The 16,171-nt window shown below is 53.4% G+C and carries 17 protein-coding genes; 7 read left to right on the top strand and 10 right to left on the bottom strand.

Annotation, left to right across the window (positions count from 1 at the left end):
• Positions 1 to 71: 71 nt before the first annotated feature.
• On the bottom strand, positions 72 to 1,202 hold the full coding sequence (locus QQ91_RS05780; RefSeq protein ID WP_166280988.1) for an ATP-binding protein: 1,131 nt from the start codon (positions 1,200 to 1,202) through the stop codon (positions 72 to 74).
• A gap of 640 nt (positions 1,203 to 1,842) precedes the next feature.
• Between QQ91_RS05780 and QQ91_RS05775 the strand changes: the two genes are divergently transcribed.
• Entirely contained in the window at positions 1,843 to 2,436 is a 594-nt protein-coding gene (locus tag QQ91_RS05775; RefSeq protein ID WP_166280986.1) for an NADPH-dependent FMN reductase, read from the top strand.
• A 55-nt stretch (positions 2,437 to 2,491) separates the two neighbouring features.
• Here the strand turns inward: QQ91_RS05775 and QQ91_RS05770 are convergent, their stop codons facing one another.
• The 4 genes from QQ91_RS05770 to sufB all read right to left on the bottom strand — a co-directional run bounded on the left by QQ91_RS05770 (position 2,492) and on the right by sufB (position 7,432).
• Complete coding sequence (locus QQ91_RS05770) at positions 2,492 to 3,754, bottom strand: SufS family cysteine desulfurase (protein WP_166280984.1); 1,263 nt, start codon at positions 3,752 to 3,754, stop codon at positions 2,492 to 2,494.
• 39 nt (positions 3,755 to 3,793) lie between these two features.
• Positions 3,794 to 5,116: a Fe-S cluster assembly protein SufD gene (sufD, locus tag QQ91_RS05765; RefSeq protein ID WP_166280982.1), complete on the bottom strand. Its 1,323-nt coding sequence runs from the start codon at positions 5,114 to 5,116 to the stop codon at positions 3,794 to 3,796.
• The gene (gene sufC, locus QQ91_RS05760) at positions 5,113 to 5,907 is read right to left on the bottom strand and encodes a Fe-S cluster assembly ATPase SufC (protein WP_166280980.1); all 795 of its coding nucleotides are present in this window, start codon (positions 5,905 to 5,907) and stop codon (positions 5,113 to 5,115) included. The genes sufD and sufC overlap by 4 nt, the downstream gene beginning before the upstream one ends.
• 88 nt (positions 5,908 to 5,995) lie before the next feature.
• Positions 5,996 to 7,432: a Fe-S cluster assembly protein SufB gene (gene sufB, locus QQ91_RS05755; protein WP_166280978.1), complete on the bottom strand. Its 1,437-nt coding sequence runs from the start codon at positions 7,430 to 7,432 to the stop codon at positions 5,996 to 5,998.
• A gap of 129 nt (positions 7,433 to 7,561) precedes the next feature.
• Between sufB and sufR the strand changes: the two genes are divergently transcribed.
• On the top strand, positions 7,562 to 8,230 hold the full coding sequence (sufR, locus tag QQ91_RS05750) for an iron-sulfur cluster biosynthesis transcriptional regulator SufR (RefSeq protein WP_201277343.1): 669 nt from the start codon (positions 7,562 to 7,564) through the stop codon (positions 8,228 to 8,230).
• A gap of 115 nt (positions 8,231 to 8,345) precedes the next feature.
• Here sufR and QQ91_RS05745 read toward each other — a convergent pair whose 3' ends face one another.
• The 5 genes from QQ91_RS05745 to QQ91_RS05725 form a co-directional block, all read right to left on the bottom strand.
• The gene (locus QQ91_RS05745) at positions 8,346 to 9,014 is read right to left on the bottom strand and encodes a hypothetical protein (protein WP_166280974.1); all 669 of its coding nucleotides are present in this window, start codon (positions 9,012 to 9,014) and stop codon (positions 8,346 to 8,348) included.
• Between the two features lie 56 nt (positions 9,015 to 9,070).
• A complete protein-coding gene (locus tag QQ91_RS05740; protein ID WP_201277342.1) occupies positions 9,071 to 9,418 on the bottom strand; it encodes a hypothetical protein in 348 nt (115 codons plus the stop codon).
• Positions 9,419 to 9,427: 9 nt separating this feature from the next.
• Positions 9,428 to 9,835, bottom strand: a complete 408-nt coding sequence (locus tag QQ91_RS05735) for a hypothetical protein (protein WP_166280970.1) — start codon at positions 9,833 to 9,835, stop codon at positions 9,428 to 9,430.
• A gap of 91 nt (positions 9,836 to 9,926) precedes the next feature.
• A complete protein-coding gene (locus tag QQ91_RS05730; protein ID WP_201277341.1) occupies positions 9,927 to 10,709 on the bottom strand; it encodes a hypothetical protein in 783 nt (260 codons plus the stop codon).
• A gap of 314 nt (positions 10,710 to 11,023) precedes the next feature.
• Entirely contained in the window at positions 11,024 to 11,449 is a 426-nt protein-coding gene (locus QQ91_RS05725) for a hypothetical protein (protein WP_166280968.1), read from the bottom strand.
• A gap of 455 nt (positions 11,450 to 11,904) precedes the next feature.
• Between QQ91_RS05725 and QQ91_RS05720 the strand changes: the two genes are divergently transcribed.
• The 5 genes from QQ91_RS05720 (at position 11,905) to QQ91_RS05700 (ending at position 16,166) form a co-directional block, all read left to right on the top strand.
• Positions 11,905 to 12,294 (top strand): NDH complex assembly factor CRR9, encoded by a 390-nt coding sequence (locus QQ91_RS05720; RefSeq protein ID WP_166280966.1) that lies wholly within the window; start codon positions 11,905 to 11,907, stop codon positions 12,292 to 12,294.
• Positions 12,295 to 12,402: 108 nt separating this feature from the next.
• On the top strand, positions 12,403 to 13,584 hold the full coding sequence (locus QQ91_RS05715; protein ID WP_166280964.1) for an RtcB family protein: 1,182 nt from the start codon (positions 12,403 to 12,405) through the stop codon (positions 13,582 to 13,584).
• 96 nt (positions 13,585 to 13,680) lie between these two features.
• Positions 13,681 to 14,004: a phasin family protein gene (locus QQ91_RS05710; RefSeq protein WP_166280962.1), complete on the top strand. Its 324-nt coding sequence runs from the start codon at positions 13,681 to 13,683 to the stop codon at positions 14,002 to 14,004.
• Positions 14,005 to 14,136: 132 nt separating this feature from the next.
• Positions 14,137 to 14,670 (top strand): FKBP-type peptidyl-prolyl cis-trans isomerase, encoded by a 534-nt coding sequence (locus QQ91_RS05705; RefSeq protein WP_166280960.1) that lies wholly within the window; start codon positions 14,137 to 14,139, stop codon positions 14,668 to 14,670.
• A 167-nt stretch (positions 14,671 to 14,837) separates the two neighbouring features.
• On the top strand, positions 14,838 to 16,166 hold the full coding sequence (locus tag QQ91_RS05700; RefSeq protein ID WP_166280958.1) for a PhoH family protein: 1,329 nt from the start codon (positions 14,838 to 14,840) through the stop codon (positions 16,164 to 16,166).
• Positions 16,167 to 16,171 lie beyond the last annotated feature (5 nt).

Here is a 16,171-nt window from a genome sequence, read left to right as displayed (position 1 = left end):
GAACTCATGCTCTGTATCTTAATCGACTGGCGACCCTAAAACGCTCATTTTTTCGTTCGACCCTGGGACGGTTACCCTGAACCAAAACTCGCTTCCGCATAATTGCTGTACGACTTAAGGAAACGCCCTATTTCCAATAAGGTGTACTTCTTGCTGTGACCAACTACCTTTAAAGATTCTACTTGTTCTCGCCTTAGCTCCTCAGTTCTTCTAGCCGCAAAATCAACCTTCTGTTGGGCAGGAGTTTCTGCCCATTCAATTAAAGTCTGGAAAATATCATCTGTAAATTGATACTTTTTCGGTAAAAGTTCTTGGACAAATTTTACACCACCAGCAAATAATTTTCCTAGGTAATCAAGAAAGCCTAGATTAGGTTTAACCTCTATAGGGTTTTTTAACTCGGCTTCACGTTTTTTTATCAGCTCATCTATCATTACCTTGATCATATCAGGCAAGATACAAGCTAGTGGAACCTCAACCTGGAATGGCTTAGGCAGTTCACCTGTTTTTTTCATGCTGCCATCAGCTTGTGCAATTGCAAAACCTTTTCCTACTGCACTGACAGGAATAAGACGAACAGGTGAACTAGCTTGATTTCTAAGTCTGACCAAATTTTTAAACTCATCAATCTCAAGCAATCGATCTCTGATTTGCTCTAGAGTATAGCTCTGCTCAACCACATCCCACTTGCTAATAATAAACTGAACAGGCTTATTCGATCCTTGCATTACATCGATCATATTGCGTAGATCTTTAAGAGCCCAAACTGTACCTAGCTTTTCCTGTCTCATTAAAGAGCACAGCTTTTGACCATCTAATAATCCTAGAAGGGCATCTGCTGTCTTAAATCTATCGCTAAAACCTAAGCCTCCGTCTTCCTCGTCGGCTTCTTCGGTAATCCTGCCTCCAGCATAGTCAAGGTATGTAAAGGAGCAGGCATCATAAATTGACAAATCACTTGTTTGAACTCGACAAGTAAATGTCCACTCCGAAACTTCGTTGTATCTTGTACCAGCAGGCCATCTTTCATCAACAGCAACTTGGGTATAGATATTATTGAGCCGTATACGTTTTTCAGCAGTATCGACCTGAAGGAAAAATCCTAGATCACTTTGTGTTGAAAGCTTTTTATACAAACTGGACAGGAATACGGTCTTTCCTGAGCCACTGGGACCGAGCATGATAATTGAGTAATTGTTCATAGATGATGTATTCCTCTTGGTTTACCATTTTTGACTGTGGAGAGAGCACGTAATTTGTATTTAAATAAGCAACTTGCATCTAACATCCCGATCAGGGACGTTTAGCAATCAAATACCGTTTAAAATCCCTAAATATGAGTGTTAGAGCTCATTCATAAATCTAGAACTCTTTTAATCAGCCTAGAAATAGTATAAATGCACTGTACCGAGGAGTATGGACCCCAAGCGGAGATAGGTTCCTAGAATCCTTTAGCACGCCTGCCGTTCTAGCCTCCTTCCCTTCCTCAAAAATTCCCAAATTTATTGACTAGAGTAAAATAACAGCTTTTCTCAAGCATTTTAGCGTCAAAAATCATCTTATAAACCTTAAAACTTGATTAGGTAAAATATCTCTCCCTTCCAGCATGCTTGCCAATGCTTTCTGGCTCGGCAAGAAAATCCTTTGAGCCTTCTCCCGATCCTCCCGACGGAAGGTCCCCTGAGCGATCGCATCCACCCTCCCCAAAAGGCAGCAAAATCAACGCAAGCCAGAGAAACTCCACAGGTTCCCCTCATTACCGCGCACCCAATCCCCCCTCTGCCCAACCCCCAAGTCAGCGCCTGCTAAGATAAGAGCCACAGGAACGTGGAGATCCCCCCAATGGAGCCTCAAACCCCCAAAATTCTGGCCTTTGCCGGAAGCACCCGCAGCGCCTCCTTCAACCAGCAGTTAGTCAAAGCGGCAGCTGAAGCCGCAAAAGCAGCCGGGGCAGCGGTCACCTACCTCGACTTTCTCGACTACGACATGCCTTTGTACAATCAAGACCTAGAAGCCAAGGCCGGTCTACCCGCCTCAGTGGTTCAGTTCAAAGCCCTGCTGAAAGAGCATCAGGGGTTCCTCATCGCTTGCCCGGAATACAACGGCTCCCTTACCCCCCTGCTCAAAAACGCCATTGACTGGGCCTCCCGGCCCGAACCCGGAGAGCCGCCCATGGCCCTATCCTGCTTTCGCCATAAAGTCGCAGCGCTGCTGTCTGCCTCACCGGGGCAACTGGGCGGCATGCGGGGCTTGATTCATGTGCGGGCCATTTTAGAAGGGATCGGCGTCCTAGTCATCCCCGATCAAAAATCTATTCCCACGGCCCACTCAGCCTTTGATGCCCAAGGCCAGTTGCAGGATGAAGCCCAACGACTCGCCGTTCATCAGGTTGCCCAAAAACTAGTGGAAGTCACCGCCAAACTCAACGCCGCTTAGCAGAAGCGACATCCCTAACTCAAAGATGGGTTAAATATGGCTAGACTGCTCTAGACTAGCCAAAAATACTCCCAAAAAACTCCACCGCTTCCTGAAGCGATTCAATAAATTTATCAATCTCCGCCGGGGTGTTGTAAAAATACAAACTCGCCCGAGCCGTCGACTGCGCCCCGATCGCCCGATGCAAGGGCTGCGTGCAGTGATGCCCCGCCCGGATCGCCACCCCCGCCTGATCCAAAATCGTGGATAAATCGTGGGGATGCACCTCTCCCGCCGTAAACGACGCCAGCGCCGTTCGCCCTTCGCCCCGCGCATCCGGCTGCGGCCCGTACACCGTCACCTCCGGAACTTCCGCCAAGCGCTTAAACAAATAGGCCGTCAGCTCCGCCTCGTAGGCATGAATGCGATCCATGCCAATCTCCATCAGATAATCCACCGCCGCCCCCAGCGCGATCGCCTCCCCAATCGCCGGCGTCCCCGCCTCAAACTTATGGGGAATATCCGCATAGGTGGCATGGTCTAAAAACACATCCGCGATCATTTCCCCGCCCCCTAAAAACGGCGGCATGGATCGCAAAATTTGCTGCTTGCCGTACAAAAATCCAATCCCAGTCGGCCCACACATCTTATGCCCCGAAGCCACCAGCCAATCGCAGTCCATCGCCTGCACATCCAACTTCAGGTGCGGCGCACTCTGACAGGCATCAATCAGCACCTTCGCCCCATGCCGATGGGCGATCGCAATGATCTCCTCCACCGGATTAATGCAGCCCAGAGTGTTGGAGGCATGAACCACAGCCACCAGCCGGGTGCGATCGCTCACCAGCGCCTTGTACTGTTCCAGGTCAAACTCCTGAGTCTCGGTCAGGCCCACAAACTTGAGCACCGCTCCAGTGCGCTGCGCCACCATCTGCCAGGGAATCAGATTGCTGTGGTGCTCCATCACCGTCAGAATAATTTCATCCCCCGCCTGGATCTGAGTTTGCCCCCAGGCGTAGGCCACCAGGTTAATCGCTTCGCTGGCATTGCGGGTAAAAATAATCTCCTCCCGATGGGCAGCGTTGACGAAGGCCGCCACCTTGTCCCTGGCCCCTTCGTAGGCATCCGTAGCCCGACCGCTGAGGGTATGCACCCCGCGATGCACATTGGAGTTATCCCGCCGGTAATAGTGGTTCAGCGCCTCCAGCACCGCCTGGGGCTTCTGCGAGGTGGCCGCATTATCCAGATAGACCAGCGGTTGGCCGTTCACCTCCTGGTGCAGAATCGGAAAGTCGGCACGAACCTGTTGGGCAAGGGATTTTTCCTGAATCGCGATCATAGACCTGTAGGGCGGTTAAGGGACAAGGGAGGAGATAGACTAGCGAACCTGCGCCAAAATCTGCCGCAGCAAACCCTGGCGAATCGAATCCACGGGGCACTTTTGCAAGATCTCTGCGGCAAAGGCTTTGACCAGCAGATCGCAAGCGTTCTCGCGATCAAGTCCCCGGCTTTGTAAGTAGAACACTTCATCTTCTTCCAGCTGGCTGACGGTGGCCCCGTGGGCACATTTCACATCATCCGCCACAATTTCCAGCTGGGGTTTGGTATCAACCCTGGCTTTTGGCGAAAGCAACAGGTTGCGGCTGAGCTGGGCCGCATCCGTTTGCTGGGCAACCTGCGGCACAAACACCTTGCCGTTAAACACCGCCCGCGCCGCATCATCCACAATGCACTTGTGTAACTGATTCGCGGTGCAGTGGGGGGCGCTAAAGGTGAGGGTGGAATGGGTATCGGCAAGCTGACTCGCCACCGCCAGCGTTAGCCCGTCCAGCACCGTTTCGGTCTGCCCATCTAGGGTCGTCACCTCCGGGGTGTGCCGGGAAATCTGGCCGCCCACACTCAAATTCACCGCCCGGTAGCGGCTATCGCGGGCCTGGGTGACTGTGGTTTTGCCCAAGTGAAAGGCCTCGGGACTTTCCCGTTGGATGCGCGTGTGACGCAGTTCCGCATTGGCGGCGATCGCCACCTCCGTCACCGCATTGGTAAAGGTCTGGCCAGTTCCCACGGTTACGTAATCTTCAATTAGCGTGGCCACCGCCCCGGTTTCTACCTGCACCAGCACGCGGGGTACGCTCATATGCGGCTGCGCCCCGGCTGTGGTCACAAACAGCAGATGAATCGGCTCCTCAGGCACCTGATTTCTAGCCACCTTGAGCACCGCTACATCTAAGAAGGTTGCCGCGTTCAGCGCCGTAAACACCTCCCCAGCCCCCGGATGTTGCCCGATCGCAGTCAGGGCCTCGGCACTGAGATCTGCGATGGACGCAAAGGAAACTCCTGCCGGTAGGGACTGCAGCTGAGAAAGCTGAGACTCAAAGCGGCCATTCACAAACACAATCCGGGGCTCTAAGCCAGACCAGGCGATCGCCTCCAGTTGATCGGGGGTCAGCGTTGCGGCGGGCGCGGCCTGAAATTCGATCGCATAGAGGGGCGACAGATCCGTAAACCGCCAGTCTTCCGCTTTGGGGCCAGGGAGTTCCTGCTCTTGAATCAGGGTCAGCGCGCGATCGCGGATGGCCTGGAGTTCCCCAGTAGCTGACGCTGGACGCTGGGCTAACAGCTGCGCCAGATAAGCCTGCCGCTTTTGGGCAGCGGAACCCGAGGCCGCACTCACCGAGGCAGAAGACACTTGTAGACTCATGATGCTGCCCCCGCTGCCAGTTTTTCGTCCTCCAGGATCCAGTCGTATCCCTTCGACTCCAGCTCCAGCGCTAGATCTTTTCCGCCGGTGGTCAAAATCTGGCCCCGCGCCATCACATGCACATAGTCCGGCACGATGTAGTCCAGCAAGCGCTGGTAGTGGGTAATCAACAGCACCGCATTGTCCGGCCTCGTGAGCTGGTTCACGCCGTTAGCCACAATCTTCAGGGCATCAATATCTAAACCAGAGTCGGTTTCATCCAAAATCGCCAGCGCAGGCTCCAGCAGCGCCATTTGCAGAATCTCGTTCCGCTTCTTCTCGCCGCCCGAAAAGCCCTCATTCACGCTGCGATCGAGAAAGGCCGGGTCCATCTTCACCACTTCCAGGCGATCGCGCACCAAATCGTCAAAATCAAAGGCGTCCAGTTCCTCCTTGCCCTCGTGCTTTTGCTTGGCATTGTAGGCGACACGTAAAAAGTCTAGGTTGCTCACCCCGGGGATTTCCAAGGGATATTGGAAGGCCAGGAACACGCCGGCGCGCGCCCGGTCTTCCGGCTCTAAATCAAACAGGTTCTGGCCTCGATAGGTGACATGGCCCCCGGTGACCTCGTAGGCGGGATGGCCAGCCAGCACCTTGGATAGGGTACTTTTCCCCGATCCATTGGGTCCCATGATCGCGTGAATCTCTCCAGCGCGAATCTCCAGGTTGACCCCCTTCAAAATCGGATTGTCATCCACGCTCGCCGTTAAATTTTGAATCGAGAGGATGACCTCACCCGTTTCGTTCTTCACGTTTTCTCCTTACTCCAACCGTTTACAACCGTCATCTTTTCAACAAACGGGGGAAGCGCTCTCCCCCAAGCCTGCCAGCGATCGCCCCCTAGCCCACGCTGCCCTCTAGCTTCAGGCTCAACAGGCGATCAGCTTCCACCGCAAACTCCATGGGCAGCTGATTAAACACATCCTTGCAGAAACCGCTAATCATCATCGAGATGGCGTCCTCAGCGGAAATACCCCGCTGCGAGAAGTAAAAGAGCTGATCTTCGCCAATTTTTGAAGTTGAAGCCTCATGCTCCACCTTGGCGGTGTGGTTCTGCACCTGAATATAGGGGAAGGTATTGGCCTCGGCGTTGCTGCCAATCAGCATTGAGTCGCACTGGGAGTAGTTGCGCGCCCCTTCCGCCTTCGGGCTCATCCGCACCAACCCCCGGTAGCTATTCTTAGAGCGCCCAGCGGAAATCCCCTTCGAGATAATCGTGCTGCGGGTGTTCTTGCCCACATGGATCATCTTGGTGCCGGTGTCGGCCTGCTGCCGGTTGTTGGTCAGGGCCACCGAGTAAAACTCGCCCACCGAGTTATCCCCGGCCAGCACGCAGCTGGGGTACTTCCAGGTGATCGCCGACCCGGTTTCCACCTGAGTCCAGGAAATCTTGGCGTTTGTCCCGGCGCACAGCCCGCGCTTGGTCACAAAGTTATAGATGCCACCCTTGCCGTTCTCATCCCCGGCATACCAGTTTTGCACCGTGGAATATTTAATTTCAGCATCATCCAGGGCCACCAATTCCACCACCGCTGCGTGCAGCTGATTGGTGTCAAACATGGGGGCCGTACAGCCCTCTAGGTAGCTCACATAGCTGCGATCTTCCGCAATAATCAGCGTCCGCTCAAACTGACCCGATCCTTCTGTGTTAATCCGGAAATAGGTGGACAGCTCCATCGGACAGGTGACACCCTTGGGAATATACACAAAGGATCCATCACTGAACACCGCTGAGTTCAGGGCGGCAAAAAAGTTATCCCCAATGGGAACCACGCTGCCCAGATACTTTTGCACCAGATCCGGGTATTCCTGCACGGCCTCCGAAATGGAGCAAAAAATCACGCCCTCTTCGGCCAGCTGCTCCCGGAAGGTGGTGGCCACGGAAACACTGTCAAAGACCGCATCCACCGCCACATTAGAGAGTCGCTTTTGCTCAGACAGCGGAATCCCCAGCTTTTCAAAGGTTTCCAGCAGGGTTGGATCCACTTCGTCCAGGCTCTTTTTCTTTTCCTGGACCTTAGGTGCCGAATAATAGGTAATGTCTTGATAGTCGATAGGGGGATAGGACACGTGCGGCCAGTCGGGTTCCGTCATCTTCAGCCACTGGCGATAGGCCTTCAGGCGGAAGTCCAGCATAAATTCCGGCTCGTTTTTCTTGGCCGAAATTAGGCGGACCACATCCTCGCTCAGGCCCCGCGGAATGGTTTCAGTTTCAATCTCTGTCTTGAACCCGTATTTGTAGGGCTGATTGACTAAGGTTTGAACGCTTGCACTCATGACGTTTACTCTCTAAACGGGGCGCTGCGCCCCCTCCATCGGACATGTATAATAAAGCAACAATCGGGTTGCTTTTGTCATTGTAAAATACTTTAGCAACATTGATGTTGTCAAAGTCTAGGAACTTCGATGGGCAGTCCTGAATCTATGGCTAGCGCGGGGCATTCCACCAAGCAAGATATCCTGAACTATCTTTTGCGTCAGGGGCGGGCCACGGCCAACGATCTGGCCACGGCGCTGGCGGTCAGTCCCCAGGCGATTCGACGACATCTCAAGGATCTTGAAGGCGAGGGGCTCTTAGAGTTTGAGCTGGTCCAGGAGGGAATGGGACGGCCCCAGCATACCTATCGCCTCAGTAAGGCCGGACGCGATCGCCTCCCCGATCGCCACGATGAATTTGCCCTCGACCTGCTCGATACCCTGGCCGAAACCGTTGGTCCGGATCAAATGCAAACCATTTTGCGCAAGCAGTGGGAGCGCAAGGCTCTGGAGTATCAGCAGAAACTTGGCAAAGGTCCCCTAGCCGAACGGGTGGCGGAACTGGTGCAGTTGCGCAAGAACGAAGGCTACATGGCCGAATATTACCCGCAGCCCCTGGATGCCGACCCCAGTCAGGCCAAAGAGTTTATCCTCACGGAATACAATTGCGCCATTGCCCATGTGGCCGAATCCTTCCCCAAGGTGTGCGATCACGAACTGGAAATGTTTGCCCTCGCCCTAGAAGATTGCGCGGTGGAGCGCACCCACTGGATTGTGAATGGGGAGCATCGCTGCGGCTATCTAATTCAGCTGCGCTAATCTTGACTTCCCGGAAATCAGCCAGTGCCGGCCTAGGTCGGCGGCATCCAATCTGGCGAAGGGGAGGAAGCCACTGTGCAATTCCCCGCCATTCCCCTGGTTTAATCGCTCTGATTTAATAGCTCTGAAGCGGGGCCGTTAGAACGCCCAAATTAATCGGCTGGGCTTCATGGGTCCCCGGAGAACAGATGACCTTCATTGAGGTTCCCTCAAACTCAACAACCTTCACCGCCTGTCCAGGAAGAAGCCGCAGGGAGGCAATTTTCTCACGGGGCAGTTTGGTCAGCTTGCGTTCTCCCACCGCTGACACCAGTCCCAGCACGTCCTCTTCCACCACAATCAACACCCCCTCAAAAACCTCCTTGACCACCGGAACCTGCAGATCCGAGATTTGATTGCCGGTCAGGTTGTAGGACACCAACATGCCGCGAGAGAGCTGAGGGATGGTGGCCAGCTTAGGAGAAAAGGTATGGGTGGTTCTTGCGCCTTCCTCCCCATGAATCGTGACGTAATCCCCACTAATGCTATCCACCAACCCAACGTGATGGAAGCGCTTTTCTGCCGTTAGAGCCTCCACATTACTGGCAGGGGGTTGGAGACGATTGTCGGAATATTGCCCTGGGCGGGTGCCCACAGTCTCCGCTGGATTGGGCACAGCCCTGGGAGCGGGTTCAGCCGGAACCGCTGGTGCAAGCGGGATTAGCAGATGTGCCTGGGCCTTGACTGCCTGCGGCAGGATCAAAATCCCCAGGAGGGCTGGAAGGATGGTGACAACGCTTTTCATGGCTCTATACCCAGTCAAAGATACCCAGTCAAAGATCTCACCCCGCAAAGTCCGCATTAAAATTCATAGTCCGTTCCATACTCGAATACCGCAAAGGTTTCGCCTTCATACTCAAAGGACTTGGTAGCAAAGTAGTAGTCCTGGGACTTGATCAGCAAAATCGGCTGATGATAATAACCTGGAACCCTGAAGTCGCTATCAGCTGAGTAGTAGGCAAACGGGGTAAAGAAGCGATCGCCCAGGGTAAATTCAAAGGGCTGAAAAAACAGCGGCACCGCCGTCGCCGCCCCTTGAAGCATCAACGGCATCCCAGCAACACTCAGTACGCCGGCAATCAACGTGGTCAGTGGGGTATGCTTCACGAGTTGAGGGTCCTTTTGCTGCACTGATCGGCTATCGAACATCTGGACGATTCAATAATCCACCGAGAACGACTGGTTCACAGAAAATTCAGAATAGCTGTAAGTATCATAGGTTCGCTGCACCTTCGTTTCAACTTGCTTTCCCTTCTCCTGGATAAAGCTGTAACTCTCGTAGCTAAAGTTAGACTCCTCCTGGATTTGCAGCCCATCTTCCTCCGCCCTGCGACGCTCTTGAATCTGCTGATTGTCCGTGGACAGCGAAAACGAAAAGGGCCGTTCCACACTCCTCTCCCGACGCACGCGCGAGGTTTCCGCAGTCCCATGCCCCCCCACCGTAAAGGTCACCACCTGGGAAGGAAAGATCTGGGCCATCGCCATCGGTCCGTGAATCAGCATCAGCCCCACAGAAACCCCGAGGGGAAGCGCAGGACACCTTAAACAAGTACTGACATTAAACATCGTGATTATCCTGGGAAGGACCTGAACCTGTATGGCAAACCTTAGCTAGCCAACCTGTATGGCAAGCAACCAAGGTGCTAACCCCATCAACTTACCGTTGAGATCGTGAATGATACACCGGATCAGACTGACGCTGTTGCTGAGCTTGGGGACCCCCACCGCTATAGCCCGTTGATTGGGGCTGCAGGGGAGGTTGGGGGGCATAACCGGGAGTAGCGGGTGGATAGGCAACGGGCAGTTGCGATTGAGGCGGGGCGCCATATTGGGGAGCGCCATATTGGGGAGCGCTGTAGGCAGCGGATCCGGCATTTGACGGCCCCGGAGGCGGATAGGCCGCCGGATCCTCGGGGCCAGGAGCGTAGGACTGGTTCTCTGGCAGGGAAGTTGCGGGCAGAACCACTCGGGGACAGTTGACCCCCGCGACGCGCTGCAGATCTTGATAACTAATTTGAATGCCTGCCTTAGAAATTTTGGAATAATTACTAATGATCATCAGACAAGTCTCTAAGTTTGACTTGGCCAGCTGAGACTTCGCATAGTTTTGACAGGTTTCCATTCCAAAGGACTGCGTGTAGGTAAACGCTCCCCCAATACTCCCGGTGTCAAAGGGACCCACCCCATTCCCGAAAACTGAGAGCGCAATCCCGGAGGAACTACAGTCAGCCACTCCGTTTCCGACAACGCTGCGCCCCAGAGGATTGTTATTGACTTGTGTATTCACCAGAGCGCCATTCTGATTGAGATCCACCACGGGATTCGCTGTGGATTGTGCATTATTAGGCGCACTGATATTGTTGGTCGTCTGAGCATTGGCTCCGTAGGCCACTAAGCTACAGATCCCCAGAGCAGTCGGGATGGCAATCCGAATATTCATGGTTTTCACGGGTGATTTGAGCGAACTGGAATCAACTGGAACTGTCACTGTCTCCCGCGACAAGACTTTCGTGAGAAAAAACTTTCCCTGGAGCGCAGCAGATTCCACAAGAGGCTGCAATGACAGCCCAATCTTCAAGTGAGGGATAGGGGGAGATAAAGAGAGGGGGGAGGAGGTTAGAGATTGAGCCACCTCCTTTCCGGCGCTATCAACGTACAAACGTCTTCTGCACAGACCAAGGATTCAGATAGAAACCTTATATGGAGACCTTAAAAGGGAGCGGTCGCCCCCTTTTAAGGCCACACAGTCACAATCTAGAAGTCAAATCCAGAAGTCACGCGGTGGGTCTTATCAATGCCGTTGTAGTTATAGGTATCGTGAACCCGGACTTTTTCCTTGGTGCTTCCCCAGCCCGTCTCTGTGGACTTGCTCGTTGCAGAGATCTCAAAATCATCCACTTCCCGGAAGGATTGCTCTTGCCATAGGCCGTCTACATGTCCACTAGACTTTTGCTTGGTTTCAGTCCAGGTGGTTCCGTCCTTCGTGGATTTGGATACCGCGTGGCGATCAAATTTATAGTTAGTATCAATATTCACATTGGTCGTGTTGCGACCTTTGTAGATATTCCGAATACTGTAGTCATTCTCAACATAGGTGCTCCCCGCCAGAGCAGGCAGGGTCAGAGCACCGGCAAACAACGTCGAGAGAGAGGCAATTTTAACTAAACGAGCGGTATTCATATCTCACCTTGAATGATCTTTGCTTGAGTCGGACAAAAATCTCGTGCGAAAACCAGACCTGGCTCTGTATGTGATGAACCAGTTCTGACAATCCAGCAGCATTCAATGATGCCGCTAGCCTCGCCGAAATCGCGCTGTCATTAATCTTGAAAGTTAGGCCAAGCGTCACCCCGTTTTTGTCCCTCAAGGGACAAATTAGGCGTGATTGTTTCCCCCGCTAGCCTGGCTGAATGCTGTTGCGTTGCGTATCAAAATAAATTGTACACGGAAATAAATTTAACGCAAGTTTGTCATTTTGGGTACAGCTTTGTCAAAAATTTAACGGAAATTTGTTTTTTTGAGACCTGATAGGATAATCGAGACGCTAGCCACGGGTTTGCCGCCGATAAGCCCCAGGCTGTCTGCCCGAAGTGTCGTGGGCTAGGATCAAGAAAGTTGTGCTAAACGGGGTGTCTATGTCGGAGTCCCTTCCTGAATCCTTGAGTGCTCTGCTCACTGAAGCAGAATGTGCCGAAATTGATCAGTCTCTCCTGCCCACGCGCGATCGCTTTTCAGTTCGCCTGAAGCTTTACGCGGCCAGATATCTCACCGCCCTGGCGCATCGGCTCAACACAACGGTGAAGAGTCTGAGTCCAGATCAGATTTTTTCAGCCCTGCGAGAAGATCCCCAGCTCTATCACAATGGAACCCTCGAAGAACCCTTTGTGGAGTGGTTTGGAAACTTGCTGGTCGCCTCTCAATCGCCCTTAGCGACAATTGCCAACCAGGCCGAGGTGTCCATCGAACAGTTAACCCTGGCCCAAGTGCTGAACTGGCATCGACAGCAGATCAACAAAACGCCCTAAACCCCTCGGCAATGAAGCGGGCTGATCTCAATCAACGCCCAGCGCCCTGCCACCGCGCTTGACCGCTGCTCTCAACGGCGATTGTTCGACCCTCAATGACCCCGTACCATGCCTTACCAGACCTTAAATCTCGCCACCGCCAAGCCGGTTCTGTCCTGGGCTAACCATGATCTGGGGACGCAGGAAATACGCATGGCGAAAAACGTTGCCTCCCTTCCCTTTGTATATAAGCACGTTGCCCTCATGCCCGATGTTCACCTTGGCAAAGGGGCCTTAGTCGGTTCTGTGATTGCGACCCAGGACGCAGTCATTCCGGCAGCTGTGGGGGTTGACATCGGCTGCGGAATGTGTGCGATCCAAACACCATTTACAGCTGCGCAGCTTGAGGGCAAACTCAAGCAAATTCGCCAAGCGGTGGAAGCAGCGATTCCCGTCGGATTTAGCCAGAACCAGTCCATCGACAAGCCCGTCTACAATTGGCAACGATGGAAAGACTTTAAAACCCTGCATCCAGGCGTTCAATCGTTGGATCAGAAAGCCTTGGCTCAAATGGGTTCCCTGGGCGGTGGCAATCATTTTATAGAGCTGTGTCTAGATGAGGCAGAACAGGTGTGGCTGATGCTGCATTCCGGGTCACGAAACATCGGCAACATGCTGGCCCAAAACCACATTCACACGGCTAAAGCACTGGCAAAACTTATGGAGGTCTCGTTGCCAGATCCCGATCTGGCCTATTTTGTCAAGGGAACTCCAGAGTTTGCCGCCTATTGGCGAGATCTACAGTGGGCACAAGAATATGCTCGCTATAATCGGGAAGTCATGATGGCCAGATTTAAGCGAATTGTGGAATTGCACCTAGGCGGGGGCAAGCCCACCCAGCCTCGCTTTCGGGTGAACTGTCACCATAACTATGCAGAGCAGGAGATCCACGACGGGACTTCGGTGGTCATTACTCGAAAAGGAGCGGTGCGAGCGCGTCAGGATGATTATGGAATTATTCCAGGGTCAATGGGCGCCAAGTCCTTTATTGTTCAGGGAAAAGGCAACCGTGAAAGCTACTGCTCCTGTAGCCATGGGGCGGGGCGGTCTATGTCTCGTGCCCAGGCAAAGCGGCAGTTTTCAGTGGCGGATTTAGTTCAACAGACCGCAGGCGTTGAATGTCGTAAGGATGCTGGCGTCATTGACGAAATTCCTGCAGCGTACAAACCCATTGAACAGGTCATGGCCAACCAGTCCGACTTGGTCAATATCGTGGCAACCTTACATCAGGTACTGTGCATTAAGGGTTAACACCTGCAAAATTCTTCCCAAACCTGACTCGATGAATCGGGTCAGCTCGCTTAGGATAGAGAAGAATGTGACCGCCCTTTAGCACCAGCCTCCACCATGGAATCGAATAATTTACTCAAGCAGCTACTTTTAATTGGCGTTGGCACCACCACCTTTGTGGCTGATAAGCTTCGAGATGTGACTGAACAGTGGGTGCGCGAAGGACGGCTGAATCCAGAACAGGCGACGGCCTTTGTGGAAGATCTCATGCAGCAGCTTCGATCGGACCCTAGTCAGTGGGAAACTCAGATGCAGCGTCAGCTCGGCAACATGATGTACGATTTGGGGCTACCTCGCCAAGCGGAAGTGGATGAATTGAGAGGGCGCATTGATCGATTGGAACGGCAAGTGAGAGACTTAGAGAATAAGCAGTGGCGTTAGGTTTTAAAGCCGCGATCGCCGGAATGACAATCAAGATCGCCCCCTGGACCATCTTGATTTCCTGCACCGGGCGCGAGCGCCAGAAATCAGCCACCCTTTGTTTTCAGAACGAGCATATCAAGGAGTTTTATTGTGCGCAGCATTCTCGTAAGCGCCGCGGCCATTGTTGTTTTTACGTTGGTGCTAGTCGTCGCGCAACTGGTCACAGCGCCTGCTTCGGCCACGGCGGATTCTGTCCCTGAACCTCAGGCGCAGCCAGTGATGGCCGCGATGCCCAAGCCCCGCGCATCGGATCTGGCTCCTGCGGAATCGGTCAGCGACGAGGCCTACACCATCACAGAGTCGGGCCTCAAGTATCGGGATTTGAAGGAGGGCAGCGGCGAGAGTCCCTCTCCCCGGCAGTTGGTCAGCGTTCACTACACTGGCATGCTCACCAATGGCAAAAAGTTTGATAGCTCCCTCGACCGGAACGAACCCTTTACCTTTCCCATCGGCGTCGGGCGGGTCATCAAAGGCTGGGATGAAGGGGTTGAAACCATGAAGGTGGGCGGGAAACGCGAGCTGGTCATTCCGCCAGATTTAGCCTACGGATCTCGTGGAGTCCCCGGCGTCATCCCACCCAACTCAACCCTGGTTTTTGAGGTGGAGCTGCTCGATATTCTCTAGTCTCCAGGCATTAAGTCAGAATCGATCCCCTCGTCCTCCGACAAAAGGATCCCAGTAACCCTGGAAAGCTTCCCTGGCAAGGGCGCTTCCCAGGGTTTGATGATCTTGAGATTTCGCAGCGAACCTCACCAACTGTTGTATGGTGGATGGAAGCTGAGCAAATTCCTATGAAGAAAGTCTACGTCTTAGATACCAATGTCTTACTCCACGACCCAGCAGCCATGCTGCGCTTTGAGGATAATGACGTAGTTTTGCCCATCACGATTATTGAAGAGCTGGATCGATTTAAAAAGCATCCCGAAGAAATGGGCCGCAATGCCCGCCAGGTGTCCAGAACACTGGACGACCTGCGCCAGAGGGCATCATTGACCCAGAAAATCCCCCTGGACAATGGCGGCACCTTACAAGTGGCCCTTTGTCATAAGGCAACCGTGGCCCAGCTTCCACCCGGACTGGAGGGAGACAGTGGCGATAACGCGATTCTGGCAACGGCGCTAGAGCTACAGCGCCAGTGCCAATGTCCGGTGGTGTTGGTCAGTAAGGATACCAATCTCAGAATTAAAGCCGATGCTCTGGGATTAGCCGCAGAGGATTATGAAACAGACAAAATAGACTTTGATGATCTCTACACCGGTGTTCAGGACCTACTGGTTGATGCAGACTATATTCAGGCTCTATTTAAAGATGGCTCGGTCGATCTACCCCAGGCCCAGCTTCCCAACCAGGCAATCACCCTTATTGACCAGGCAAATCCTCAACATACTGCCCTCGGAACTGTCTCTAGCTCCGGAACGACCCTGACGCCGATTCCGAAATTTCCCCACAACGGCATCTCTCGGATTCATCCCCGCAATAAGGAGCAAAAGTTTGCCTTAGCTCTCTTGCTGAACGATCAAGTGCCCCTGGTCACCTTAGTCGGTCGAGCGGGCACGGGTAAAACGCTCCTGGCAATCGCCGCCGGTCTTCAAAAGGTGGCGGATGAGAAGGTGTATCATCGGCTGCTGATTGCTCGCCCCATTATTCCCATGGGAAAAGATTTAGGGTACCTACCAGGGGACATCACCGAAAAAATGACCCCCTGGATGCAGCCCCTTTACGACAATCTAGATCTCATTTTAGGAACCCAGGCTCCGACAGCCCATAAGCCAGCCCATTGGCGACGCGGCCACGAAGAACTGATGGAGCAGGGACTCCTTCAGATCGAGGCCCTCACCTACATTCGCGGCCGAAGCATCCCCCAGCAGTTTTTAATCGTGGACGAAGCCCAAAACCTGACGCCCCACGAAGTTAAAACCATTCTCACCCGAGCTGGTGAAGGCACCAAGGTGGTGCTCACGGGAGACACCGATCAAATCGATAATCCCTACGTTGATGCCGCCAGTAATGGCTTGACCTACGCCGTGGAACGGTTTAAGGCCGAACCTCTGGCGGCGCATATTACCCTGCGGCAGGGTGAGCGATCGCAGTTAGCAGAACGGGCCGTCATGCTTCTGTAGCGACG

It is taken from the genome of Lyngbya confervoides BDU141951 (assembly GCF_000817775.3).
In the GTDB taxonomy this organism is placed as follows: domain Bacteria; phylum Cyanobacteriota; class Cyanobacteriia; order Thermosynechococcales; family Thermosynechococcaceae; genus Lyngbya; species Lyngbya confervoides.
The sequence above is the reverse complement of the archived record's forward strand: the minus strand, read 5'-3'. Positions and strand labels throughout refer to the sequence as shown.